The sequence below is a fragment of the Ancalomicrobiaceae bacterium S20 genome (assembly GCA_040269895.1).
In the GTDB taxonomy this organism is placed as follows: domain Bacteria; phylum Pseudomonadota; class Alphaproteobacteria; order Rhizobiales; family Ancalomicrobiaceae; genus Methyloraptor; species Methyloraptor flagellatus.
In genome coordinates, this window is the sequence record CP158568.1 from 2,363,159 (window position 1) to 2,387,287 (window position 24,129).

General features: G+C 69.3%; 22 protein-coding genes and 1 pseudogene. 12 read left to right on the top strand and 11 right to left on the bottom strand.

Translation table 11 applies throughout. The features are described from left to right. Positions 1-99 precede the first annotated feature (99 nt). Both ABS361_10760 and rsmA read left to right on the top strand, forming a co-directional pair. A complete protein-coding gene (locus ABS361_10760; GenBank protein XBY46644.1) occupies positions 100-666 on the top strand; it encodes a 4-hydroxythreonine-4-phosphate dehydrogenase PdxA in 567 nt (188 codons plus the stop codon). Beyond that, entirely contained in the window at positions 666-1,517 is an 852-nt protein-coding gene (gene rsmA, locus ABS361_10765; GenBank protein ID XBY46645.1) for a 16S rRNA (adenine(1518)-N(6)/adenine(1519)-N(6))-dimethyltransferase RsmA, read from the top strand. The genes ABS361_10760 and rsmA overlap by 1 nt, the downstream gene beginning before the upstream one ends. Positions 1,518-1,536: 19 nt before the next feature. On the opposite strand, the gene gmk is transcribed toward rsmA, so the two are convergent. The 8 genes from gmk to ABS361_10805 all read right to left on the bottom strand — a co-directional run bounded on the left by gmk (position 1,537) and on the right by ABS361_10805 (position 9,404). Continuing rightward, positions 1,537-2,223, bottom strand: a complete 687-nt coding sequence (gmk, locus tag ABS361_10770; protein XBY46646.1) for a guanylate kinase — start codon at positions 2,221-2,223, stop codon at positions 1,537-1,539. A gap of 81 nt (positions 2,224-2,304) precedes the next feature. Beyond that, complete coding sequence (locus ABS361_10775) at positions 2,305-3,189, bottom strand: YicC/YloC family endoribonuclease (protein ID XBY46647.1); 885 nt, start codon at positions 3,187-3,189, stop codon at positions 2,305-2,307. A gap of 136 nt (positions 3,190-3,325) precedes the next feature. Continuing rightward, entirely contained in the window at positions 3,326-4,741 is a 1,416-nt protein-coding gene (gene mltG / locus ABS361_10780; protein XBY46648.1) for an endolytic transglycosylase MltG, read from the bottom strand. 348 nt (positions 4,742-5,089) lie between these two features. Then, positions 5,090-6,352: a beta-ketoacyl-ACP synthase II gene (fabF, locus tag ABS361_10785; protein XBY46649.1), complete on the bottom strand. Its 1,263-nt coding sequence runs from the start codon at positions 6,350-6,352 to the stop codon at positions 5,090-5,092. 203 nt (positions 6,353-6,555) lie between these two features. Further along, positions 6,556-6,792: an acyl carrier protein gene (locus ABS361_10790; GenBank protein ID XBY46650.1), complete on the bottom strand. Its 237-nt coding sequence runs from the start codon at positions 6,790-6,792 to the stop codon at positions 6,556-6,558. 439 nt (positions 6,793-7,231) lie between these two features. Continuing rightward, a complete protein-coding gene (gene fabG, locus ABS361_10795) occupies positions 7,232-7,969 on the bottom strand; it encodes a 3-oxoacyl-[acyl-carrier-protein] reductase (protein ID XBY46651.1) in 738 nt (245 codons plus the stop codon). Positions 7,970-8,097: 128 nt separating this feature from the next. Further along, positions 8,098-9,042, bottom strand: coding sequence for an ACP S-malonyltransferase (fabD, locus tag ABS361_10800; GenBank protein ID XBY46652.1), 945 nt, complete (start codon positions 9,040-9,042; stop codon positions 8,098-8,100). 26 nt (positions 9,043-9,068) lie between these two features. Then, positions 9,069-9,404, bottom strand: coding sequence for a hypothetical protein (locus tag ABS361_10805; GenBank protein ID XBY46653.1), 336 nt, complete (start codon positions 9,402-9,404; stop codon positions 9,069-9,071). A 177-nt stretch (positions 9,405-9,581) separates the two neighbouring features. On the opposite strand from ABS361_10805, the gene rpsF reads away from it, so the two are divergent. The 4 genes from rpsF to rplI all read left to right on the top strand — a co-directional run bounded on the left by rpsF (position 9,582) and on the right by rplI (position 12,040). Next, positions 9,582-10,037 carry a 30S ribosomal protein S6 gene (gene rpsF, locus ABS361_10810; GenBank protein ID XBY46654.1) on the top strand — a complete coding sequence of 152 codons (456 nt, stop codon included), beginning with the start codon at positions 9,582-9,584 and terminating at the stop codon, positions 10,035-10,037. Further along, positions 10,037-10,285, top strand: a complete 249-nt coding sequence (gene rpsR / locus ABS361_10815) for a 30S ribosomal protein S18 (GenBank protein XBY46655.1) — start codon at positions 10,037-10,039, stop codon at positions 10,283-10,285. Before rpsF ends, rpsR begins: the two co-directional genes overlap by 1 nt. Positions 10,286-10,469: 184 nt before the next feature. After that, a complete protein-coding gene (locus ABS361_10820; GenBank protein XBY46656.1) occupies positions 10,470-11,435 on the top strand; it encodes a DUF2232 domain-containing protein in 966 nt (321 codons plus the stop codon). A 47-nt stretch (positions 11,436-11,482) separates the two neighbouring features. Further along, positions 11,483-12,040, top strand: coding sequence for a 50S ribosomal protein L9 (gene rplI / locus ABS361_10825; GenBank protein XBY46657.1), 558 nt, complete (start codon positions 11,483-11,485; stop codon positions 12,038-12,040). Positions 12,041-12,233: 193 nt separating this feature from the next. Here rplI and ABS361_10830 read toward each other — a convergent pair whose 3' ends face one another. Next, positions 12,234-13,076, bottom strand: a complete 843-nt coding sequence (locus ABS361_10830; GenBank protein ID XBY46658.1) for a quinoprotein dehydrogenase-associated SoxYZ-like carrier — start codon at positions 13,074-13,076, stop codon at positions 12,234-12,236. A gap of 309 nt (positions 13,077-13,385) precedes the next feature. Between ABS361_10830 and ABS361_10835 the strand changes: the two genes are divergently transcribed. Further along, positions 13,386-14,876: a replicative DNA helicase gene (locus ABS361_10835; protein ID XBY46659.1), complete on the top strand. Its 1,491-nt coding sequence runs from the start codon at positions 13,386-13,388 to the stop codon at positions 14,874-14,876. A gap of 49 nt (positions 14,877-14,925) precedes the next feature. Here the strand turns inward: ABS361_10835 and ABS361_10840 are convergent, their stop codons facing one another. After that, positions 14,926-16,425: a cytochrome P450 gene (locus tag ABS361_10840; GenBank protein ID XBY46660.1), complete on the bottom strand. Its 1,500-nt coding sequence runs from the start codon at positions 16,423-16,425 to the stop codon at positions 14,926-14,928. A gap of 298 nt (positions 16,426-16,723) precedes the next feature. Between ABS361_10840 and alr the strand changes: the two genes are divergently transcribed. Next, on the top strand, positions 16,724-17,863 hold the full coding sequence (gene alr / locus ABS361_10845; protein XBY46661.1) for an alanine racemase: 1,140 nt from the start codon (positions 16,724-16,726) through the stop codon (positions 17,861-17,863). Between the two features lie 34 nt (positions 17,864-17,897). Here alr and ABS361_10850 read toward each other — a convergent pair whose 3' ends face one another. Continuing rightward, a complete protein-coding gene (locus tag ABS361_10850; GenBank protein XBY46662.1) occupies positions 17,898-18,674 on the bottom strand; it encodes an isocitrate lyase/phosphoenolpyruvate mutase family protein in 777 nt (258 codons plus the stop codon). Positions 18,675-18,978: 304 nt separating this feature from the next. On the opposite strand from ABS361_10850, the pseudogene radA reads away from it, so the two are divergent. The 4 genes and pseudogenes from radA (at position 18,979) to ABS361_10870 (ending at position 24,100) form a co-directional block, all read left to right on the top strand. Beyond that, positions 18,979-20,438, top strand: a pseudogene (radA, locus tag ABS361_10855) (DNA repair protein RadA). Between the two features lie 251 nt (positions 20,439-20,689). Continuing rightward, the gene (locus tag ABS361_10860) at positions 20,690-21,361 is read left to right on the top strand and encodes a CvpA family protein (GenBank protein XBY46875.1); all 672 of its coding nucleotides are present in this window, start codon (positions 20,690-20,692) and stop codon (positions 21,359-21,361) included. Between the two features lie 444 nt (positions 21,362-21,805). Then, the gene (gene purF, locus ABS361_10865; protein XBY46663.1) at positions 21,806-23,287 is read left to right on the top strand and encodes an amidophosphoribosyltransferase; all 1,482 of its coding nucleotides are present in this window, start codon (positions 21,806-21,808) and stop codon (positions 23,285-23,287) included. Positions 23,288-23,374: 87 nt separating this feature from the next. Then, complete coding sequence (locus tag ABS361_10870) at positions 23,375-24,100, top strand: SDR family NAD(P)-dependent oxidoreductase (GenBank protein ID XBY46664.1); 726 nt, start codon at positions 23,375-23,377, stop codon at positions 24,098-24,100. Positions 24,101-24,129: the final 29 nt, after the last annotated feature.

The following is a 24,129-nucleotide window of genomic DNA, read 5'->3' on the forward strand; positions in this document are numbered from 1 at the left end:
ACGGCACCGGCTTCGCCTTCCCCGGCCACACCGAGTTCCTTGCCGAGCTCGCGCGCTCTGGGGCCCGGCCCGGGTGCGGACGGCTCCTGGACGCCGGTGATGCTGCTCGCCGGGCCGGAGCTCTCGACCGTGCCGGTGACGGTCCATATCGCGCTTTCCGAGGTGCCGAAGCGGCTGACGCGGGACTCGATCGTCGAGATCGGCCGTATCACGGCTCGCGATCTGAAAAGCCGGTTCGGCATCGCCGCGCCGCGGCTGGCCGTCGCCGGGCTCAATCCGCACGCGGGTGAGAACGGCGCCATGGGCACCGAGGACGACGCGATCGTCGCTCCGGCGATCGCAGCGCTCCGCGCCGAGGGCATCGACGCCTTCGGACCCCTGCCCTCGGACACGATGTTCCATGCCCGCGCCCGCGCCGCCTACGACGTGGCGCTGTGCATGTATCACGACCAGGCGCTGATCCCGGTCAAGACGATCGGCTTCGACGAGACCGTCAATGTCACGCTCGGTCTGCCCTTCGTGCGCACGTCGCCCGACCACGGCACGGCCTACGACATCGCGGCCAAGGGCGTCGCGCGCGCCGACAGTCTGGTCGCCGCCTTGAGGCTCGCGGCGCGGCTCGCAGCGACGGCGCAGGCCCCGACCACGCGCGCCGGAGCCGCCTGATGGCGCAGATCGACGACCTGCCGCCGCTGCGCGACGTCATCGCCCGCCACGGGCTGATGGCGATGAAGTCGCTCGGCCAGAACTTTCTTCTCGACCTCAACCTGACCGCCCGCATCGCCCGCGCGGGCGGACGCATCGACGGCGCGACCGTCATCGAAGTCGGTCCCGGTCCGGGCGGGCTCACGCGGGCACTGCTCGCGGAGGGCGCCGGCCGCGTGATCGCGATCGAGCGCGACCGCCGCTGCCTCGCCGCGCTCGCCGAGGTGCAGGCGCATTATCCGGGCCGGCTCGAGGTGATCGAGGCCGACGCGCTCGAGATCGACATGCCGAGCCTCGTCGGCGGGCCGGACGGCACAGGCCGGGCGCGGATCATCGCCAACCTGCCCTACAATGTCGCGACGCCGCTGCTGGTCGGCTGGCTGCGCGCCGAGCCCTGGCCGGCGTGGTGGGAGAGCGCGACGCTCATGTTCCAGCGCGAGGTCGCGGAACGCATCGTCGCGCGCCCGGGCGACGATGCCTATGGCCGGCTCGGCGTGCTGACCGGCTGGCGCACCGAGGCGAAGATCGCTTTCGACGTCGCGCGGCAGGCTTTCGTGCCACCGCCGAAGGTCACGTCGTCGGTGGTCCATCTTGTGCCGCGCGAAAAGCCGCTCGCGGTCGACAAGGATGCGCTGGAGAAGGTCGTGGCGGCGGCGTTCAACCAGCGCCGCAAGATGCTGCGCTCCAGCCTGAAAAGCGTCGCGGCCGATCCGGAGGCGCTGCTCGCGGCCGCCGGCATCGAGCCGACCCGGCGCGCCGAAGAGATCGACGTCGCCGGCTTCGTGGCGCTCGCCAACGCGCTCGCGGGCTGAGATCCGCCCCTGACGTCTCTCAGCCGAGGTCGCCGGCGATCAGCCGGTCGATGAACGGCTGTACGCCCATGCGGCGCTTGCGCTTCAGTCGCTCGGCGCGAAGGATCGCCTTGACGTCGGCGAAGGCGGCATCGAGGTCGTCGTTGACGATCACGTAGTCGAAGCGGGACCATTCGGCCATTTCGCGCGACGAGTTCTTCAGCCGCTTCTCGATCACGTCGGCCGCGTCCTCGGCGCGGCGCTGCAGGCGCTGGCGCAGTTCGCCCATGCTCGGCGGCAGGATGAAGATCGTGACCACGTCGTCCGGCATGCGCTCGACGAGCTGCGCGGCGCCCTGCCAGTCGATGTCGAACAGCACGTCGCGACCGTCGGCGATCGCCTGCTCGACCGGCGCGATCGGCGTGCCGTAGTAGTTGCCGTGCACCTCGGCCCATTCGAGCAGGCCGTTGCGGTCGCGCAGGCTCTCGAATTCCGGCACCGAGATGAAGTGGTAGTGGACGCCGTGGACCTCGCTCGGCCGGCGCGGCCGGGTCGTCACAGAGATCGACAGCTTGATGTCGGTCTCGGTGTCGAGCACGAGCCGCGACAGCGTGCCCTTGCCGGCGCCGGAGGGCGACGACAGCACCAGCATCACGCCGCGGCGGGCGATCTCGACGCGCGGGTTGCGGGAGGACTGGTGAGCCTGGGGCAGATCGGCGGAGGACATGGGGAAGCGGGTCTCGGTCGGGTTCGGGCGGTGATGGGGGAGGCTATGGGCGCCGCCCACGGAAAGGGCAGCGAGTCGTGGTCACTCGATGTTCTGGATCTGCTCGCGGAGCTGGTCGACCACGGCCTTGAGGTCGAGACCGATCGCGGTCAGTTCGCGGTCGTTCGACTTCGAACAGAGCGTGTTGGTCTCGCGGTTGAACTCCTGGGCGAGGAAGTCGAGCTTGCGGCCGATCGGGCCGCCGTCGGCGACGAGGGCGCGGGCCTGTGCGACATGGGCATAGAGCCGGTCGAGTTCCTCGCGGATGTCGGCGCGGGTCGCGATCAGCACCGCCTCCTGATGCAGCCGCTGCGGGTCGAGCGCCGGAACGGCGTCCATGAGCTCGCGGACCTGCTCGGCGAGCCGGGCCTTGATCGCGTCCGGCCGCCGCGCCGGGCAGTCCTCGGCGGCGCGGGCGAGGCGCTCGATCTCGGCGACATGGCCGAGCAGCACACGGCCGACGGCCTCGCCCTCGCGCGCCCGCGCATCGACGAGCCCGTCGAGCGCGCCGTCGAGGCCGGCGAGGACAGCGGCGTCGAGCGCCTTGCGGCTCTCCTCGCTCTCCTCGGCGTCGGCCGTCTCGAGCACGCCGCGGATGTTCAGAATGCCGTCGAGCGTCGGGGGCGTGGTCGGGATACGACCGGCGACGCGCTCCATGATGCCGAGCACCGCGGCGAGCACATCCTCGTTGACCTTCAGCGTCGCGCCGGCCTCGCGGGCGACCGACAGACCGGCCTGCACCGAGCCGCGCGTCAACCGTTTTGCGAGCTTGTCGCGGCTCGGGATCTCGAGCCGGTCGAGCCCCGGCGGCAGGCGGAGGCGGAGGTCGAGGCCCTTGCCGTTGACCGAGCGCAGTTCCCAGGTCCAGCGCTGGCCGGCCGTCGATCCGTCCATCCGGGCGAACCCGGTCATGCTCAGAAGACCCATGCTCCGACCTCGTCAGCATCGTGGCCCCGCGCTCACCCGAACAGGCGGGCGCGGCGCGCGACGCAGGGACAATATTGTCTTTCGGCCGGAAACGAAATCGCCGGGATCCGGCCGGTGAGTGGCGTGCGGGGGACCGTCAGTTGATCTTGGCGGGGAACTGCCCGGCCGGAGTGGCGGGGTTCTGCGAGGGGCTGGCCGGCTGGGGCGTGGCGCCGGAACGGTTCTGGCGCAGCGGGGTCGGCGCGATCGGCGCCGTGGCGCTGCCCGCCGGGGCGGTCGTGGCGCCAGGGGCCGGCGCATCGCTGCGACGCTGCTGCTCGATCTGCCGCCAGCGCTGGACGTTCTTGTTGTGCTCGTCGAGCGTCTCGGCGAAGACGTGGCCGCCGGTGCCGTCGGCGACGAAGAACAGTTCGTTGGTCTTGGCCGGATTGGCGACTGCCTCCATGGCCGCGCGGCCCGGATTGGCGATCGGGCCCGGCGGCAGGCCGTTGATACGATAGGTGTTGTAGGGGTTCGGCGCGGCGAGGTCCGAGCGCGTGATCGTGCGCCCCTCGACCCAGGCCTTGCCGCCGTAGAGGCCGTAGAGCACGGTCGGATCGGTCTCGAGCCGCATGTTCTTGCGCAGCCGGTTCACGAACACCGCGGCGATGCGCGCGCGCTCCTCGGGCTTGGCGGTCTCCTTCTCGACGATCGAGGCGAGGATCACCAGATCGCGCGGCGTGGCGAGCGGCAGGCCCTCGGCACGCGCCTTCCAGATCTCGGCGAGCCGGCGATCCTGCTCGCGGCGCATCTTCTCGAGCACGGAGATCTTGGTGTCGCCGCGGGTGAACTTGTAGGTCTCCGGCAGCAGCGAACCTTCTTCGGGGATCGCGGTGATCCGGGTCGCGAGCATCTGCTCGTCGTTGAGCCGCGCCACGACCTGCTCGCTCGACCAGCCCTCCGGGAAGGTCACGGTGTGCTGGACCGAACGGCCCTCGACCATGATCTCGGCGACCTCGGCCATGCTGACGCCGGGATGGAATTCGTACTCGCCGGCCTTCATCTGTCCGGTGAGGCTCAGGAGCTTGGTGCCGAGCGCGAAGATCCACGCTTCGGAGACGACGCCGGCCTTCTGCAGCGTGTCGCCGATCGTGTCGATGGTCGAGCCCTTGGAGATCAGGACGACCTTGGTCTCGGTCAGCGGCCCCGGCTGCTCGAAGCGGTTCTTGCCATAGACCGCGGCGATCACCGCCACGACCGCGATGAAGGTCAGGAGGCTCATCGCGCCGTTCAGGAACACCACGATCGGGTTGCGCGCGGCCTTGGAGCGCCGGCGGCGCGGCGGTGGCGGCGGCACGGCCGTCGGCTCGATCGCGGCACGCGGGCTCTTCGGCGCGGCGCGCGGCGCCTCGCGCGGCTGGAACGGCTCGCGCGGCGGCGGTGGCGCCACGTCGGGCGCCGCGGCCGCCGACGACGCACCTGTGCCCTGCGGCGAACCGACGGACGGCGGCGTGGCAGCGGCGTCGGTTTCCGGGCGGAGGTCGTTCGGCTGATCGCTATCGGCGGGGGTCATGGGTACGGATCAACTCCCTGCGACAGACGTTCCGGACTTTTCCATCGCCGCCCGAGGTGGGCGAAGAATATGGCGAAACCGGGTTCCGAGCCCTCTCGGGGCGCCAGCCGCGACCGAGCGCCGCTCGTGTCCGGCGATACCGACTCGCACGATCGAAGACCGGTGCGGGCCGCCGCCATTTAGCGGCTCACGCCCCCTCTCGGCAAGCGAAGCCCGCGCCCGGTCGGGTCGATCACCTGAAAACGTTCGGGCGAAAAACACGAAAGCCGCCCGGCGTGGGGCGGCTTTCGGATGGGAGCGCGGCGCGCCTCGGCGGAGGACATGATCGCCCTGCCGCACGAAAACGGCTCAGGCGACCTTGCGCAGGATCAGCGTCGCGTTGGTGCCGCCGAAGCCGAAGGAGTTCGACAGCGCGATGTCGATCGTCTTCTTCTTCGGGGTGTGCGGCACCAGGTCGATCGCGGTCTCGACCGAGGGATCGTCGAGGTTGATCGTCGGCGGACAGATGCCGTCGCGGATCGCCAGCGCCGAGAAGATCGCCTCGATGGCGCCCGCGGCGCCGAGCAGGTGACCGGTCATCGACTTGGTCGACGACATCGAGATGCTCGCCGCCGCATTGCCGACCAGACGCTGCACCGCGCCGAGTTCGATCTCGTCGCCGAGCGGCGTCGAGGTGCCGTGCGAGTTGATGTAGTCGATATCGGAGGCCGAGATGCCGGCCCGCTTCATCGCGGCCGACATGCAGCGGAACGCACCGTCGCCGTCCTCGGAGGGGGCGGTGATGTGGTGGGCGTCGCCGGACATGCCGTAGCCGATGATCTCGGCATAGATCTTGGCACCGCGCGCCTTGGCGTGCTCGTACTCCTCGACCACCACGACGCCGGCGCCCTCGCCCATGACGAAGCCGTCGCGGCCCTTGTCGTAGGGACGCGAAGCCTTGGTCGGATCGTCGTTGTAGCCGGTCGACAGCGCGCGGCAGGCGGCGAAGCCGGCGATCGACAGCCGGTTGATCGGCGATTCGGCGCCGCCCGCGACCATGACGTCGGCATCGCCGAGCGCGACGAGACGCGCCGCGTCGCCGATCGCATGAGCGCCGGTCGAACAGGCCGTGACGACCGCCGAGTTCGGGCCCTTCAGGCCGTGGGTGATCGAGACGTAACCGCCGGCGAGGTTGATCAGGCGGCCGGGGATGAAGAACGGCGACACGCGGCGCGGGCCCTTCTCCTTCAGCGTGATCGAGGCATCGTAGATGCCGCCGATGCCGCCGATGCCGGAGCCGATCAGCACGCCGGTCGTGATCTGCTCTTCATAGGTCTTCGGATGCCAGCCGGCGTCGTCGAGCGCCTGCTTCGCCGCCGCCATCGAGAAGACGATGAACTCGTCCACCTTGCGCTGTTCCTTCGGCTCCATCCACTGGTCGGGATTGTAGGTGCCGTTGGAACCGTCGCCACGCGGGATCTGCGCCGCGATCTTGCAGGCGAGATCGTCGACCTCGAAATGCGTGACCCTCGAGACGCCGCTCTTGCCGGCGAGGATGTTCGCCCAGGAGGTTTCCACGTCGCCGCCGACCGGCGTGACCATTCCCAAACCCGTGATGACGACCCTGCGCATTTTTCTCTTGTGCCCGAATGGTCCGGAGCGCCGGAGCCTCGGCCGGCTCGCCGGGGCGCCCTCAGGCAATGCCCCAACGATCCACCCGGCCCGATCGGCCGGCGCTCGCTGTCGCGGAGTCGGAGCTCCGCCTCAAACAGAGTTCCGACCGGGCGCGTCGGCACCCGGTCGGCATAAATTCGTTCGCGTTGCGAGAAGGCCGATCAGCCGGCGTTCTTCTCGAGGAACTTCACCGCGTCGCCGACGGTGAGGATCGTCTCGGCCGCATCGTCCGGGATCTCGACGCCGAATTCCTCTTCGAACGCCATGACGAGTTCGACGACGTCGAGGGAGTCCGAGCCGAGATCGTCGATGAAGCTCGCGTTCTCGGTCACCTTCTCCGGGTCCACGCCGAGGTGCTCGACCACGATCTTCTTCACCCGTTCAGCGATATCGCTCATGTTTCTCTTCCTTGAAGACACTGGATTCGGAATTACTCACGCGCCGGGACGCCCGCCCGTTCGTGGGCGCCCTGCCGGCGAGCGGCCGCCTGCCATCGAAGCGAGAGGATGCCCCACACGGCGGCTCTCCGTCCGTCTTCCGCCCGTCGGCGGAGGCCGGATGTCGTGGCCGACCGTCTGTCAGCGGTCCGAAGCGCATCCGGGCAAACGCCCGGATCGTCCGATCCGCCGGGGACCCTCCATTCCGGAAATCCTCCGAAGCTTCACTTCGGTACGGACGCCCCCGGAGTCCACGCTTCCGACCCGATCGTTGGATCGATCTTGTCTGTTCTCTTGATGAGACGGGGTGGTGCTACCACACTTTATTTGGCTTGACCAGTGACAGGAGCCGCCCCGACAACCCCGTATGGAGCCATGGAAACGCGCGGAAAACCGCGCTTCAGACCATGGCCATGCCGCCGTTCACGTGCAGCGTTTCGCCGGTCACGTAGGCCGCCTCCTCGCTCGACAGATACAGCACCGCGGCAGCGATTTCCGCGCCGGTGCCGAGTCGGCCGGCCGGCACCGCGGCGAGGATGCCTTCCTTCTGCTTTTCGTTCAGCGCATCGGTCATCGGGCTCTCGATGAAGCCCGGCGCCACGCAGTTGACGGTGATGTTGCGGCTCGCGACTTCCTTGGCCAGCGACTTCGACATACCGATCATGCCGGCCTTGGCTGCGGCATAGTTGCCCTGCCCCGCATTGCCGGTCACGCCGACCACCGAGGTGATGCCGACGATGCGGCCGAAGCGGCGCTTCATCATGCCCTTCAGCGCGGCGCGCGACAGGCGGAAGCCGGCGGTCAGGTTCACCTCGATGACCTGATCCCACTCCTCGTCCTTCATGCGCATGAACAGATTGTCGCGCGTGATGCCGGCGTTGTTGACCAGGATGTCGAGCTTGCCGAGCCCGGCCTCGACGGCCGGCACCAGCGCATCGACCGAGGCCCGATCGGAGAGATTGGCGGCGAAGACATGCGCGCGTTCGCCAAGTTCGGCCTTCAGGCCTTCGAGCACCTCGGCACGGGTGCCGGAAAGCGCGACGGTCGCGCCGCGGGCGTGCAGCGTGCGGGCGATGGCGTTGCCGATGCCGCCGGTCGCGCCGGTGACGAGGGCGACCTTGCCGGTCAGGTCGAACATTGAGATCTCTCCTTCGGGAGCGAACCGCAAGCGCGGGCGACGGCATGTCGCCCGGCTCCGCGGTCGCCGGGATCGGGCGCGCGCCGGGTCTCGCGAGGCCCGGCGTGCTGGACTTCAGGACTTCGCGCTCACGCCTCGGCGGGCGCGAGCAGCTTGTCGATATCTTCGGGCGTATTGAGCGAGACCGCCTCGACACCGTCGACGATGCGCTTGACGAGGCCGGTCAGCACCTTGCCCGAGCCGACCTCGACCAGGCGGGTCACGCCGGCGCCGGCGAGGAAGCGCACGCTCTCGCGCCAGCGCACCGTGCCGGTTACCTGCTCGACCAGCCGGCGGCGGATCTCGGCCGGGTCGGAGATCGGCGCGGCCAGCACGTTGGCGACCAGCGGCACGACCGGAGCGGCGATCGCGACATTCGCGAGCGCCTCGGCCATGGCTTCGGCGGCCGGCGCCATCAGCGCACAATGGAACGGCGCGGAGACATTGAGCAGCATCGCGCGCTTGGCGCCCTTGGCCTTGGCGATCGCGACCGCGCGCTCCACGGCTGTCTTGGTGCCGGAGACCACGACCTGGCCATCGGCATTGTCGTTGGCGGCCTGGCAGACCTCGCCCTCGGCCGCCTCGGCGGCGACCGCGACGGCGGCGGCGTAGTCGAGGCCGAGCAGCGCCGCCATGGCGCCCTCGCCGACCGGCACGGCCGACTGCATCGCGCGCCCGCGCGTCTTGAGAAGACGAGCGGCGTCGCCGATCGAGAAGCTGCCGGCGGCGGCGAGCGCCGAATATTCGCCGAGCGAGTGGCCCGCGACGTAGGCGACATGGCGGGCGAGGTCGAAGCCGCGTGCCTCGAGCACCCGAATGGTCGCGAGGCTGACGGCCATCAGCGCCGGCTGCGCGTTCTCGGTCAGGGTCAGGTCGCCGTCCGGCCCGTTCCACATCACGTCGGAGAGCTTGCGGCCGAGGGCGGCGTCCACTTCGTCGAAGACCGCGCGGGCTTCCGGATAGGTGTCGGCCAGCGTCTTGCCCATGCCGATCGTCTGGCTTCCCTGTCCGGGGAAGGTGAATGCCGTGGTCATCCCGTCTCTCGTCCCGCGCTCCGCCCTCAAGACACGTCTTCTTGGCGTGGTGATTTTTCGTCGGCGCCATGATAGCCGGACACGCTCGCGCCGGCTTGCGCCTCTTGGGCAGGCAGATGCGTCGGGCGGCTGCGACTGTCAAGGCCGGGCCAGCGTCGAGGCGGGCGGTTTTCCGCCGATTTCGCGCATTGGTGACCGGAAAGGACCGCCGCTGCGGCTTTCCGGGCGACCGCGCCTGTCGAAGCGTCGCGCAAGGGCGTCGCTTCGACGATGCGTTTCGGGGTTGCGTTTCGGGCGAAAATCTGTAGAACCCGCGCATTCTGTCGGACACCCGGCCGGTGGCTGAACGGACGGTTCTGCATTTGCCCTGCTTCTTCGCAAGCGCGGCCCGTGCCGGACAGGGATCGAAGGATCCCGGCGTCCCGTGTCTCCGCTCTCCGACTGTCGAACGTTTCGGTGCCTCCTTCCTCGCGAGGCCCCGGGAGGCTTGGCGCCGGTGTCGGACAGGTTCGAGGACCATACGAGACAAGGAACGACACATGCCGCTCTACGAGCATGTTTTCCTCGCTCGTCAGGACATTTCGCCCCAGCAGGTGGATGCCCTGGTCGAGCAGTACAAGGCGGTTATCGAGGGCAACGGTGGCAAGGTCTCCAAGGTGGAGAACTGGGGCCTGAAGTCGCTCGCCTACCGCATCAAGAAGAACCGCAAGGCTCACTACGCGCTGATGAACATCGAGGCCCCGGCTCCGGCCGTCGCCGAGATGGAGCGCCAGATGGGCATCTCCGAAGACGTGCTGCGCTTCATGACCATCAAGGTCGAGGCCCTCGAAGAGGGTCAGTCGGTCATGCTGCAGAAGCGTGATCGCGACGAGCGTCGCGACGACCGCCGCGGTGACCGTGGCGATCGTGGGGACCGCGGCGATCGTGGTCCGCGTCGCGAGCGCGGCCCGCGCCGTGACGATTTCGGTGGCGAAGGCGCTGAGGACAACGAGTGATGGTCGATATCAACCAGATCCCGACGCGTCGGCCGTTCTTCCGTCGTCGCAAGACCTGCCCGTTCTCCGGCGCAAATGCTCCGAAGATCGACTACAAGGACGTCAAGCTCCTGCAGCGCTTCATCTCGGAGCGCGGCAAGATCGTCCCGAGCCGCATCACCGCGGTGTCGACCAAGAAGCAGCGCGAGCTCGCCAAGGCGATCAAGCGCGCCCGCTTCCTCGGCCTGCTGCCGTTCGTGATCAAGTGATCATGGCGCGGATCCCGGCGCATGCCGGGGTCCGCACTCTCTTCTCCGAGCGTCCGACGCTTCGGAGGTGATCGGAATACCCAAGGGGTGACGTGGCCGACCCCGCTCAGAACCGGCCGCCGAACGATCGGGTTGGGGCTAGCCGCCTCTAACCGCTCAAGAGCGGGACAGCTGGACGATGGCCATGACGGCTGATCGATCCTCCATCTTTGTCGGTCTCGGCGCGGGGCTCGCCTCCGCGGCGCTCGTCGTGTCTTTGGCGGGCGGGACGACGCTCGCCGTGCCGCTGTCGATGCTGTCGGCACTGCCGATCGCGATCGCCGCGCTCGGCTGGGGACGGATCGCGGGCCTGATCGCCGGCGGCATCAGCGCCCTGGTGCTCGGCGTGCTGCTCGGCCCCTTCGCGGCGCTCAACCATCTCGTCACCGGCACCGTCCCGACCCTGGTCGCGGTCCATATGATCGGCCTGTCGCGCGCCGTGCCGGCCGAAGCGCGGCCGTTCGGCGGCCCGGCGCTCGAATGGTATCCGCTCGGCCGCATGCTGCTCGCGCTGTCGCTCGCGACCGCCTTCGGTGTGATCGTGGTCGGCGTCGCCTCGGGCTATGACACCGAGACGGTCGGCAAGGCGATGAGCGAGGCGTTCTTCGAGATGGTGGAGCGCGGCGACCGTCCGCTCGATCCGCGGATCAAGGCCGAGCTCGAGCCCGTGGTGCGGGCCGTGTCGGTGTTCCTGCCGGCGTTTCTGGCGATCAGCCGCGTGCTGGTGACGGTCGTCAATCTGTGGATCGCGGCCCATGTCGTGCGCAAGTCGGACCGGCTCGAGCGGCCGTGGGAGGACCTCGCCGCGATCGAGCTGCCGCGCGGCAGCGGCATCGGTTTCGCCGCCGCCTTCGTGCTCGCCTTCGCGCCCTCCCCGCTCGGGCTCCTGGCGCTGCCCTTCGCGGGCGCGCTGTTCGCGGCGCATTTCATCGTCGGTCTCGCCGTGCTGCATGCGGCGACGCGCGGATCCGGCCTTCGGATCCTGGTGCTCGCCGCCGTCTACGGCCTGATCTTCCTGTTCACCTTCCCGGCGCTGCTCGTCGCCGTGGTCGGACTGCTGGAGCCGTTCCTCGGCTTCCGGCGGCGCGGCCGGGCCGGCACCGCCGGCTGAGTTTTCATCCCCTTCGAAACAGCGAACCATCGCAAAGGAGAAACCCCATGGAAGTCATCCTTCTGGAGCGCATCGGCCGCCTCGGCCAGATGGGCGATGTCGTCAAGGTCAAGGACGGCTTTGCCCGTAACTTCCTGCTGCCGCGCCACAAGGCGCTGCGCGCCACCAAGGCCAACAAGGAGCGCTTCGAGCGCGAGCGCGTGCAGCTCGAGGCCCGCAACCTCGAGCGCAAGAGCGAGGCCCAGGCCGTCGCCGAGAAGCTCGACGGTCAGAGCTTCATCGTCATCCGTTCGGCCGGTGAGATGGGCCAGCTCTACGGTTCGGTGTCGAGCCGCGACGTGGCGGAGATCCTGGAGGCCGGCGGCTTCACCGTCGAGCGCTCGCAGGTCGTGCTGAACATGCCGATCAAGACCATCGGCCTGCACACGGTCGTCGTCGCCCTGCACGCCGAGGTCGAGGCCAAGGTCACGGTCAACGTCGCCCGTTCGGCCGACGAGGCCGAGCGTCAGGCCCGCGGCGAGGCCGTGCTTGTGCGCGAGCAGGACACCTTCGAGCGTGAAGTCGGCCCGATCACCGACGAAGACGGCTACGCCGACGAGGAATGATCGCGATCCCCGAGCGATCGGGAGACGCGCTTCGGTTCCATCGCCGCGCCCGACCGGGATCATCGATCACGGTCGAAGCGTCCAGCGCCGAGACCAGAAACAAGACCGGCCGGATCCGCAAGGGTCCGGCCGTTCTTCGTTGGACATGACGTTTGGCGGCGGCGCGGCTTTCCCGCTCCGGACTGCCGCAAGCTCAGCCGCCGAGGCCGAGCGGGAAGGTCCGGTCGAAGGCGGCGCCCTCGGTGTCCTTCACATGCACCGCCATCTCGGCCGCGCCGTTGAGGCGGTAGTCGAACTCCAGCCGCGGATTCTCCGACATGGCGAAGCCGGTCTTGGCGGTGAACAGCTTCTCGTCGCCGAGCGAGACCGTGACCTCGTCCATGTAGCGGGCGGGGATGTAGAGCAGCGTGATCTGGTCCATCTGCATGCCGGTGTTCATCGGATGCTTGACGTCCAGCCGCGCCCGGCGATTGAGCGCGGTCGTGTTGCCGGCGGTCGGCGCGGTGACGTCGGTCACGACCATCTGGCCGAGCGACTTCAGCGCCTGCTTGGGGTCGCCGACCGGCGGCGCGGCGCAGGCGCCGAGGCCGGAGGTGCGCACCATGCTCTCGGCCATGTAGAGCGTGCCGTCGCTCGCCTCGACCACGACATGCACCGGCGACGGGCCGTTCATGCGCAGATCGAGGCCGAGGCCGATGCGGTCGAGCGGCTTCTCGAACTTGACGTCGGCCGCGACCGGCATCGGGTTCTCGTCGACGATGACCGACACCGCCTTGACCGTACGGCCGTCGGTGAAGGCCGCCGTCAGCGACACCGGCACCCGACGATCGTCCTCGGCGCGATAGGGCGCCTTGAAGGTCACGATGCCATGGCCGTCGCGGATCGGGCGTGCGCCGTAGATCATCGGCCTGAGATCGGACCAGGCCCCGGAGTCCGCGCGCGCCAGTCCCGGCGTCCCGACGATCGCGACCGCGGCGACAGCGCCGGCCGCCACTCCAAGGAATGAGCGACGCGTGATCGGGCACTGGCGGGGCATGGCGTTTCCTCTAAGAGTTTTATGAACCGTTTCGTATTCCAATTTCTCCCGGAAAACGGCGCGAACGTCAATCTCCCCGCCGACATCGGAACGCCCACGACATCGGAAATTCTGCGTAGAGGCGAGTGCCGGTGCCCGAGTCGTGCGCCTCGACAGCCTACGGCCAAGGACTCCAATGGCACGCAGAATCAATGCCGCAATCGGCCGGCGTCGAAAAACGCTGTGGACGGCATGGGGAAATCCGCTGGATGCTTTTCGCGTCTCCGCCGCCCCGTTAAGACTTGGGACAACGAGAACGGACCCAATCCCATGAAGCTCCCCGCACGCCGCGTCGAAGAGGCGCCTTCGGCGCTCGCCCGTATCGCGCCTCACAACGCCGAGGCGGAACGGCAGTTGATCGGCGCGATCCTGGTCAACAACGAGACCTACTACCGCGTCTCGGACTTTCTCGAGCCGGCGCACTTCTTCCTCGAGCCGCATCGGCAGATCTTCGAGAAGATCGGCCAGATGATCCGGGCCGGCAAGGTCGCCTCGCCGATCACGCTGAAGACCTTCTTCCCGGTCGATCACCAGATCGCCGACATGAGCGTCGCGCAGTACCTGCTGCGGCTCGCCTCCGATTCGACCACGATCATCAACGCCGACGACCATGGCCGGCAGATCCAGGACCTCGCGATCCGGCGCAACCTGATCCGGATCGGCGAGGACATGGTCAACATCGCCTTCGATGCGCCGATCGACATGATGCCGCGCGCGCAGATCGAGGACGCCGAGCGCCGTCTGTTCGAACTGGCCGAGGCCGGCCGCTACGACGGCGGTTTCGTCTCCTTCGCCGATGCGCTGCGCGGCTCGATCGACATGGCGGCGGCGGCGTTCCAGCGCGCCGGCAAGCTCTCGGGCATCTCGACCGGCATCTCCTCGCTCGACCAGCGGCTCGGCGGCCTGCAGCGCTCGGACCTCGTGATCCTCGCCGGCCGACCGGCCATGGGCAAGACCTCGCTCGCCACCAACATCGCCTTCAACATCGCCGCCGCCTATCGCGCCGAGGAGGCGCCGGACGGCACGATGAAGGCGGTCGACGGCGGCGTGGTCGGCTTCTTCTCGCTCGAAATGAGTTCCGAACAGCTCGCGACCCGCATCATCTCCGAGCAGACCGAGATCCCGTCGAACCGGATCCGCCGCGGCGACATCTCCGACCAGGATTTCGAGAAGCTGGTCGCCGCCAGCCAGATGATGCAGTCGATCCCGCTCTACGTCGACCAGACCGGCGGCATCTCGATCGCCCAGCTCGCCGCGCGCGCGCGCCGCCTGAAGCGCCAGAAGGGGCTCGACGTCTTGATCGTCGACTACCTGCAGCTGCTGACCGGCTCGTCGAAGAAGGGCGAGAACCGCGTTCAGGAGATCACCGAGATCACGACGGGCCTCAAGGCGCTGGCGAAAGAGCTCAACGTCCCGATCGTCGCGCTGTCGCAGCTCTCGCGCCAGGTCGAGAACCGCGACGACAAGCGTCCGCAGCTCGCCGACCTGCGCGAATCCGGCTCGATCGAGCAGGACGCCGACGTCGTCATGTTCGTCTACCGCGAAGAATACTATCTCAAGATGAAGGAGCCGGCCGAAAAGGGTTCGGAGGCCTGGTTCAAGTGGGAAGCCGACATGAACCGCATGAAGGGCGTCGCCGAAGTCATCGTCGGCAAGCAGCGTCACGGTCCCACGGGCTCGGTCGAACTGCACTTCGCCGGCGAGGTCACGCGCTTCTCGGATCTCATCCGCGACGAGCAACTGCCGGAACGGCACGAATAACCTCGGCCCAGCCCGGGACGTTACTTCGCCGCGGCGCGAACGCGCCTCCTCAGCGCGGCAGCACCCGCATCGGCAGGCCCGGCTCGGGCCGAAGGGTGATGCGGGCCTTCAGCTCCGGTACGAAACCGGGGACCGGAGAGACCTCGAGGCCGCGCAGCAGCGTCGCCAGGACGACGACCGCCTCGACGAGCGCGAAGCTCATGCCGATGCAGATGCGCGGCCCCGCCCCGAACGGCAGATAGGCATAGCGCGGCCGGCTCTTCGGCGCCTCGCCCAGAAAGCGCGTCGGATCGAACCGGTCGGGATCGCTCCAGAGCCGCCGGTGGCGCTGGATGGCATAGACCGGGATGATCACCGGCGCGCCCTTCCGGACCAGACCGAGGCCGGGCAGTTCGACGTCCTCGGTCGCCTGGCGCGGGATGATCGGCGCCGGCGGATAGAGCCGCATCGCCTCGTCGATCACGGCGCGCGTGTAGACGAGCCGGTCGACATGTCCGGCCTCGACGGCACCGCCGCCGGTGACCGCGTCGACTTCGGCCCGGATCGTCTCGGTCGCCTCCGGGTGAAGCGTCAGCAGGTAGAGCGCCCAGGTCAGCGCCAGCGCGGTCGTCTCGTGACCCGCGACCATGAAGGTCAACAGATTATCGGCGACGTCGCGGTCACCCATGCGCTGACCGGTCTCGGGATCCTCGGCCTCGATCAGGCGCGTCAGCAGGTCGGCGCGGGGGGCCGGATCCGCCCGGCGTGCCCGAACCAGCGCTTCGACCCGGGCCCGCAGCCGCGCGCGCGGCATCGACCCGCCGCTTGCCCGGATAGGGCGTCCATTCGGGTAGGCGGAACAGGGTATAGGCGACGATCCAGCCCGTCCCTCCATCGCCGCCGTGATGTCGGCGGCGAAGGCCGGCACGTCGATCCCGTCGGGGCCGGAGAACAAGGCATCGAGCACGATGTCGAAGGTGGTCAGCATCATGTCCTCGGCCGCGTCGGTGATCGCCGTCGGGTCGGTGGCGAGCGCCAGCCAGCGGCGGCGCGTCGCCTCGGCGCGCGCGACCATGACGGGGACGAAATCGAGGATGCGCTCGGGGCGGAACATCGGCGCGAGCGCGCGCCGCTGCCAGCGCCAGCGCTCGCCCTCCGCCGTCAGCACCGCCCGACCGACCGCCGGCACCAGCGCCCGCTGCGCCGCCTCGGACTTCACGAAGCGATCCGAGCCGTCGAGCAGAACCGCACGGACGAGATCGGGATCGCAGAGATGAAACGTCTCGCGGCCGAGCAGCGGCACGCGCACGAAGGGCTCGCGATAGGCCTGTTCCGGAATGCTCGCGAGCGGATTGCGCGCGACCGTGCGGAACAGCGTCGCGATCGAGGCCGGCAGCCGGATCGGCTCGACGCGCGCCGGGATCGGCGGCTCGGCGGCGGGACCGCGGGAGAGGACGGGGCGTTCATGGCGCGATCTCCAGATCCGGCACGGCTTCGCGAGGCAGATACGACGGGGAGCCCCCAGGAGGCCGTCCCGGCCGCCGAGAGGGCGGGGGCACGCCTCCAACACGTATCCCGGACATCGATCCGCCGACGGCCCGCGACGAGCGACAAACTCTCGCACCGACCGCCCGTCGCGCGGATCACGACCGCGCCGGCACGATCGCCGAGCATTGCAGTGATTTTGCGACAGCCGCAATGCGAGGGCCACCGCGCGCGGCCTTGGCGGGCGGCTGTAGCGGGCGGGCGTGGCGGGCGGGCGTGGCGGATAGCGCTTTGAGGGTAGTCGTGTCCGCCCCCGATCCGGCCAACTGGCCCCCGAGCATCGGCTTGACACGCTGCGGTCTGAGGAACCAACTCGGCGCGTCATGCAAGATCCGCTGCCCACGATCGACTCGCGCTTCGGCGCCCGGCTCACCATCGACCTCGCGGCCCTGGCGGCGAATTGGCTCGATCTCGCGGGCCGGGTCGCTCCGGCCGAATGCGCCGCCGTGGTCAAGGCCGATGCCTATGGCACCAGGCTCGAACGGGCGGTCGACGCGCTCGCCCGCGTCGGCGCGAGGACCTTCTTCGTCGCGCACGCGACGGAGGGACTGCGCGTTCGTGGCCGCGCTCCGGCCGCGCGCGTCTTCGTGCTCAACGGCCTGCCGCCCGGCTTCGCTGCCGATTTCGCCGAGAACGATCTCGCGCCGGTGCTCGGCTCGGTGCCGGAAATCGAGGACTGGGCCGACGCCGCACGGATGCTCGGCCGGCCACTCGCCTGCGCGCTGCATGTCGACACGGGCCTGAACCGGCTCGGCCTGTCGCTTGCCGAGGCGGCCGAGATCGCCGCCGACACACGGCTCACGTCCGCACTCGACGTCCGCGTCCTGATCACCCATCTCGCCTGCGCCGACGAACCCGACCATCCGGCGACCGCCCGTCAGGCCGAACGTTTCGCCGAGGCCCGTGCCCTGTTTCCACAGGCGCGGTTTCCGGGCCTCGCCGCCTCGATCGCCAACTCGGCCGGGATCTTTCGGGACCAGGCGCTGCACGCCGATTTGGTCCGCCCCGGCGCGGCGCTCTACGGCGGCGCGGTCAGCACCGGCGAACCGAGCCCGATGCGACCGGTCGTCGAACTCGAGGCACGCGTGATCCAGGTCCGCGATGTGGCGGCGGGCGACAGCGTCGGCTATGGCGCCGCCGAGCACGTCGCCCGGCCCTCGCGCGTCGCGATCCTGTCGGCCGGCTACGCCGACGGCTACCACCGCCTCGCCTCCTCCTCCGATGACCGCCCCGGCGGCCATGTCGCGTTCGACGGCCGGCGCGCACCGATCGTCGGCCGCCTGTCGATGGACCTCATGGCCGTCGACGTGACCGACATGCCTGCGGTCGCGCGTGGCACGCCTGCGACGCTGATCGGCCCCGGCGCCGCGCTCGCCGACATCGCCCGCGCCATGGGCACCATCGACTACGAAGTCCTGACCAGCCTCGGCCGCCGCTACGAGCGGGTCTGGCGCGAGGCTTGATGCACGGGCTCTCGCGCCGTGTGCGAAGCCGATCTCAGCGAAACTCGGTGCGCCGCGGAAGCACACGCCCCTCGTCACGGAACAGGCGGGCCGCGGCCTCGAAGCCGGTCCAGGCCGCCGCCGCCAATGCGCCGCCGACGCTCACGCGCCGGACACCCCGCTCGACCAGGTCGGCGACGCGCATGTCGGGCCCCCAGAGCAGAACGTTCACGGGCTTCGGCGCGACCGCCGCGACGATCTCCGATATCAGGCCGAGATCGGTGACGCAGGGTGCATAGAGGCAGTCCGCTCCGGCGCTCGCATAGGCGACCAGGCGCGCGACCAGATCGCCGCCGTCGTCGTGCCCGAGCAGCGCGCCTTCCGCGCGGCCGACCAGTATCACGTCCGCGCCGGTCGCATCGATCGCTGCACGCGCCGTCGCGATCCGTTCGACCGCTGCAGACTGTTCATAGAGCGCCCCGCCGCGCTGATCCTCGATCGAAACACCGCACACGCCCGCGGCGACCGCCCTGGCCACATTGCTTCCGAGGCCACCGAGATCATCGGCATAGCCGTTCTCGAAATCGGCATTGACCGGCAGATCGGTCGCCGCGCACAAGCGGCCGAGATGATCGAGCACCTCGTCGAGCGTCACCTCGCCATCGTCCTTGCCGAGTGACCAGGCAAGGCCCGAACTGGTCGAAGCGACCGCCGCGAAGCCGAGCGCCTCCAACCGTCGCAGGCTACCGACATCCCATGGATTGGGCAGAAGAAAACACCCTTCCGCATGCAAGGCACGAAAGCGCCGCCGCTTCTCCGCCAGATCGAGCATCGTCGCTTCCTCCCCTGCGCCGCACGCGCCCTGCGGTCACCCTGCCCGCGCGAGCCGCGCTCCCATCGACGTTCCGCGCCGCCGTCGGCGCCTCCCCGCCATCTGCTTCGCCCGATACCGGGGCCGCTCGAGCCCGATACACGGCCGAACCGGAGGTCCATCCCGTCAATCCCGAAAGGGCCGACGCCCCGGAAAGCGCCCACTCTCGCGAGACCTCCACAGGAATGCTTCTGCTGCCGCCCCCCTGGACAAATCGTGAACATGATGCCATGATCCAGATCGTCGTCAAGGGGGATCGTCGTCGATGGCCAAGCGCAGCAGCCGTTTCGTCTGCCAGAACTGCGGATCGGTGACAGCCCGATGGGCAGGGCGCTGCGATGGGTGCGGCGAGTGGAACACCATCGTCGAAGAGCTTGACGGTGGACCGAGCGGCGTCGGTGCCGCGCCGGCGAGCCTGTCGGTCTCGGCCCGGCGCGGCCGGGTCGTGCCGCTCGTCGCGTTGTCGGGCGAGGCCAAGGAAGCCCCCGCATCGTGACCGGGCTGACGGAGCTCGACCGCGTCACGGGCGGCGGTTTCGTGCGCGGGTCGGCGCTGCTCGTCGGCGGCGATCCGGGCATCGGCAAGTCGACGCTGCTCATCCAGGCCTCGGCGGTGCTCGCGAGCCTCGGCCATCGCGTCGTCTACGTCTCCGGCGAAGAGGCGGTCGGGCAGGTGCGGCTGCGGGCCGAACGGCTGGGCCTCGCGCAGGCGCCGGTCGCGCTCGCCGCCGAGACCAGCGTCGAGGACATTCTCGCCACCCTGCAGGCCGGGCCGACACCGGCGCTGGTCGTGGTCGATTCGATCCAGACGCTCTGGACCGAACTCGCCGAATCCGCGCCCGGCACCGTCACGCAGGTCCGCACCGCCGCACAGGCCTTGATCCGCTACGCCAAGGCGAGCGGCGCGACGGTGGTGCTGGTCGGCCACGTCACCAAGGACGGGCAGATCGCCGGGCCGCGCGTCGTCGAGCACATGGTCGACGCCGTGCTCTATTTCGAGGGCGACGGCGCGCATCAGTTTCGCGTGCTGCGGTCGGTCAAGAATCGGTTCGGACCGACGGACGAGATCGGCGTGTTCGAGATGACCGGGCTCGGGCTGCGCGAGGTCGCCAACCCGTCGGAGCTGTTTCTCGGCGAGCGCGACGGCCGCTCGCCGGGCACCGCGGTCTTCGCCGGCATGGAGGGATCGCGGCCGCTGCTGGTCGAGATCCAGGCGCTGGTCGCGCCCTCCTCGCTCGGCACGCCGCGGCGGGCCGTGGTCGGCTGGGACGGCAATCGCCTGTCGATGATCCTCGCCGTGCTCGAGGCCCATTGCGGCGTCAAGCTCGGACAGAGCGACGTCTATCTCAGCGTCGCCGGCGGCCTGCGCATCCAGGAGCCGGCGGCGGACCTCGCGGTCGCGGCCGCGCTCGTGTCGTCCTTGACCGGCGCGGCGCTGCCGGCCGAGGCGGTCTATTTCGGCGAGGTCGGGCTCTCCGGAGCGTTGCGGCCGGTCGCGCGCGGCGAAGCGCGAATCAAGGAGGCCGAGCGGCTCGGCTTCCGGCATGCGGTGATGCCGGTCGGCAATCTCGGCGAGACCACGACGCCGGGCGGGATCGAGACGACCGGGCTCGATGCCCTCGCCGGGCTCGTCGCGCGGATCGCGGCGAGCGCGCGAGACGACCGATCACGGGGTGACCAGCCGCGGACACCGCGGCCCGTGGCGATGGGCATCGCGGGCCGTTGAACCGCCGGATGCGGTCGATCGGTCGTACCGGCTCGCCGCCATTGCTTCCAAGGACCAAGGCGGCGGGCCAAGGCGGCGGACCAAGGCGACGCATCGTGCTCGAGGTGCTGTTTCGCGAATCCGTGAAAGGCCGCATCTGGCCGGTCGCGCGTCGCGAGGAAACGTGCTATCGGGTCCGGCGCTTGGGCGAAGGCTCGGGCGGCTCCATTCGCGCGGGGGACGCGCGGTCGCAGCGAGGCGAGATTTCACCGATGGACTTCATCACGCTTCTCGACGGAATTGTCATCGTCGTGATGCTCGTGTCGGCGTTGCTCGCCATGTATCGCGGTTTCCTGCGCGAGGTTCTGTCGATCGGCTCCTGGGTCGCGGCGGCCGCCGCCGCCTACCTGCTGCACAAGCAGGCGCTGCCCTACGTCAAGCCGTATATTTCCAGCGAGCAGGTCGCACTCGGCGTCTCTGCCGCCGTCATCTTCGTCGTGACGCTGCTGGTCGTCAGCTACATCACCATGAAGATCTCCGATTTCGTGCTCGATTCGGCCTTCGGTGCCCTCGACCGCTCGGCCGGCTTTCTGTTCGGCGCCGCGCGCGGCCTGCTCCTGATCGTGGTCGCGATGCAGTTCTTCAACTGGTTCGTCGAGGCCGACAAGCAGCCGACCTGGGTCGCCAAGGCGAAGTCGAAGCCGGTGATCGACTTCCTCGGCCAGCGGCTCGTCGCCGCCTTGCCGGAGGACGCCGAAAAGACCATCCTGAACAAGTTCGGCAAACGGCGCGAAGATACCGCGCCGGCCGATACGCAGCAGCCCGACGAATCGAAGCTCGCGCCGCAGAAGCGCACGGAACTCGCTCCCGGCAACCCCGGCTACAAGCCGAGCGAGAAACGCGGCCTCGACCAGTTGATCACCGGAAGCGCGAAGACGCAGTAAGACGTCGCCGCATGGCAGCCAAGCGGTGTCATGTTTCGGTCGCATAGGCCAAGAAAGTCCCGGGTCCGCGCCCCATATGGCGGTCGGACCCGTTCGCGTTGGAGAGGCCGCATAGTCCGAGAGGGCCGTGCGGCCGCGCCGGAGCGAACGGACGTGCCCGGCATGATCTCGGGATCGTCGCCTCGACGGTCCGGGGTCCGATCGGGAACCTCGGTCCCGAAATGCCCTGACGACGACGGCGGGGACAAAGGGCGGGACGGTGGGGTCTGGACGATGGCGTCTGGTCGAGGCGGCGAGACGGTGGCGGTAAAACGCCGACCGCAGGACGACGGTGGGTTTCGATGCCCGGCATCTCGACGAGCGCCTGCGCCACAGGGGCCTCGGAGAGAGGGCGTTCGACAAGATGCTGTGGACGCCCTCTGGGCGCAGGCGAAGGAGCTGAGCATGACGGACGCGAACGGGCACCACGAGACGGATTTCGGCGGATTGCCCTTCGACGACGATCGTCTCCATGAGGAATGCGGCGTCTTCGGCGTGTTCGGTCACCCGGAGGCGGCGGCGCTGACCGCGCTCGGCCTGCACGCGCTCCAGCATCGCGGCCAGGAGGCCGCGGGCATCGTCACCTTCGACGGCCAGCAGTTCCACGTCGAGCGCCATATCGGCCTCGTCGGCGACAACTTCTCCAAGCCCGCCGTGATCCAGCGCCTGAAGGGCGCGCGCGGCATCGGCCACACGCGCTACGCCACGACCGGCGGTCAGGTGCTGCGCAACGTCCAGCCGATGTTCGCCGAGTTCCACGGCGGCGGCTTCTCGATCGCCCACAACGGCAACCTCACCAACGCCCTCACGCTGCAGCGGCAGCTGCAGCGGCGCGGCTCGATCTTCCAGTCGACCTCCGATACCGAGACCGTGATCCACCTGATCGCGACCTCCGAGAAGGGCGATCTGGTCGAGCGCTTCATCGACGCCCTGCAGCAGATCGAGGGCGCCTACGCCTTCGTCGCCCTGTCGGGCAAGAAAATGATCGGCGTGCGCGATCCGCTCGGCGTGCGTCCGCTGGTGCTCGGCGACGTCGACGGTGCCTTCGTGCTGGCGTCGGAGACCTGTGCGCTCGACATCATCGGCGGCCGCGCGATCCGCGAGATCGAGCCGGGCGAAATGGTGGTGATCACCGAGGACGGCATCCAGTCGCTGCGCCCGCTCGCACAGGAGCGGTCGCGCTTCTGCATCTTCGAATATGTCTACTTCGCGCGACCGGACAGCCTGGTCGGCACGACGTCGATCTACGGCGTGCGCAAGCGCATCGGCGCGGAACTGGCGCGCGAGTCGCCCGTGCCGGCCGACGTGGTCATTCCGGTGCCGGATTCGGGCACCCCGGCGGCGATGGGCTTCGCCGAGGCGTCCGGCCTGCCGTTCGATCTCGGCATCATCCGCAACCACTATGTCGGCCGGACCTTCATCCAGCCGACGGATTCGATCCGCCACATGGGCGTCAAGCTCAAGCACAATCCGAACAAGGCGGTGATCGAGGGCAAGCGCGTCGTGCTGGTCGACGATTCGATCGTGCGCGGCACGACCTCGCAGAAGATCGTGCAGATGGTGCGCGACGCCGGCGCGGCCGAGGTGCACATGCGCATCGCCTCGCCGCCGACGACGGACCCGTGCTTCTACGGCGTCGACACGCCGGAGAAGTCGAAGCTGATCGCCTCGCGCATGTCGCTCGCCGAGCTCGCGGCCTACATCAACGTCGACAGTCTGGCGTTCCTGTCGATCGACGGCCTCTATCGCGCCGTCGGCGAGGCCAAGCGCAATGGCGAGGCGCCGCAGTTCTGCGACGCCTGCTTCACCGGCGAATACCCGACCAAGCTGACCGATCGCGGCCAGACCAACATCCGCCCGCTCGACGTGTTCTCCGAAGCGAGCTGACCGCCCTCCCTTCCTCCGGCCGCGGACGGGGCGATCCTCGTTTCGCGGCCGATCTCCCTCACGAACAAGCATCCGGAGCTCCGCGTCATGACGGACAAACCTCTGCTCGGCCGTATCGTCGTCGTCACCGGCGCCTCGCGCGGCATCGGCCGCGCGGCGGCGCTCGGCGTCGCGGCGGCCGGCGCCCATGTGGTCGCGGTGGCGCGCACCGTCGGCGGGCTCGAGGAACTCGACGACGCGATCCGGGCGGTCGGCGGCGAGGCGACACTGGTGCCGCTCGACCTTAAGGACTTTCCGGCGATCGACCGGCTCGGCGCGGCGCTCTACGAGCGGTACGGCAAGCTCGACGGCCTCGTCGGCAATGCCGGCGTGCTCGGGCCGATCTCGCCGGTCGGCCATGTCGATCCCAAGGACTTCGACGAGGTGCTGGCGGTCAACGTTACCGCGAACTATCGGCTGATCCGCTCGCTCGACCCGCTGCTGCGCCTCTCCGGCCGCGGCCGGGCGGTGTTCCTGTCGTCGGGCGCGGTGCGGAACCTCAGGCCGTTCTGGGGCGCCTACTCGCTGTCGAAGGCGGCGCTCGAGGCGCTGGTCGTCACCTACGCGCGCGAGAGCGAGACGCACGGCATCAAGGCCAATCTGGTCAACCCGGGACCGATGCGCACCAAGATGCGCGCCAAGGCGATGCCGGGCGAAGATCCGGAGACACTGCCGGCGCCCGAGGCGTTGGTGCCGCATATCGTGCGCCTGCTCGGCGACGATGTCGCCGAGACGGGTCGCGTGTGGGATTTCCCCAAGCAGGCCTGGCTCTGATCCGCCGCACCGGCCCGCGGGCACTCGCC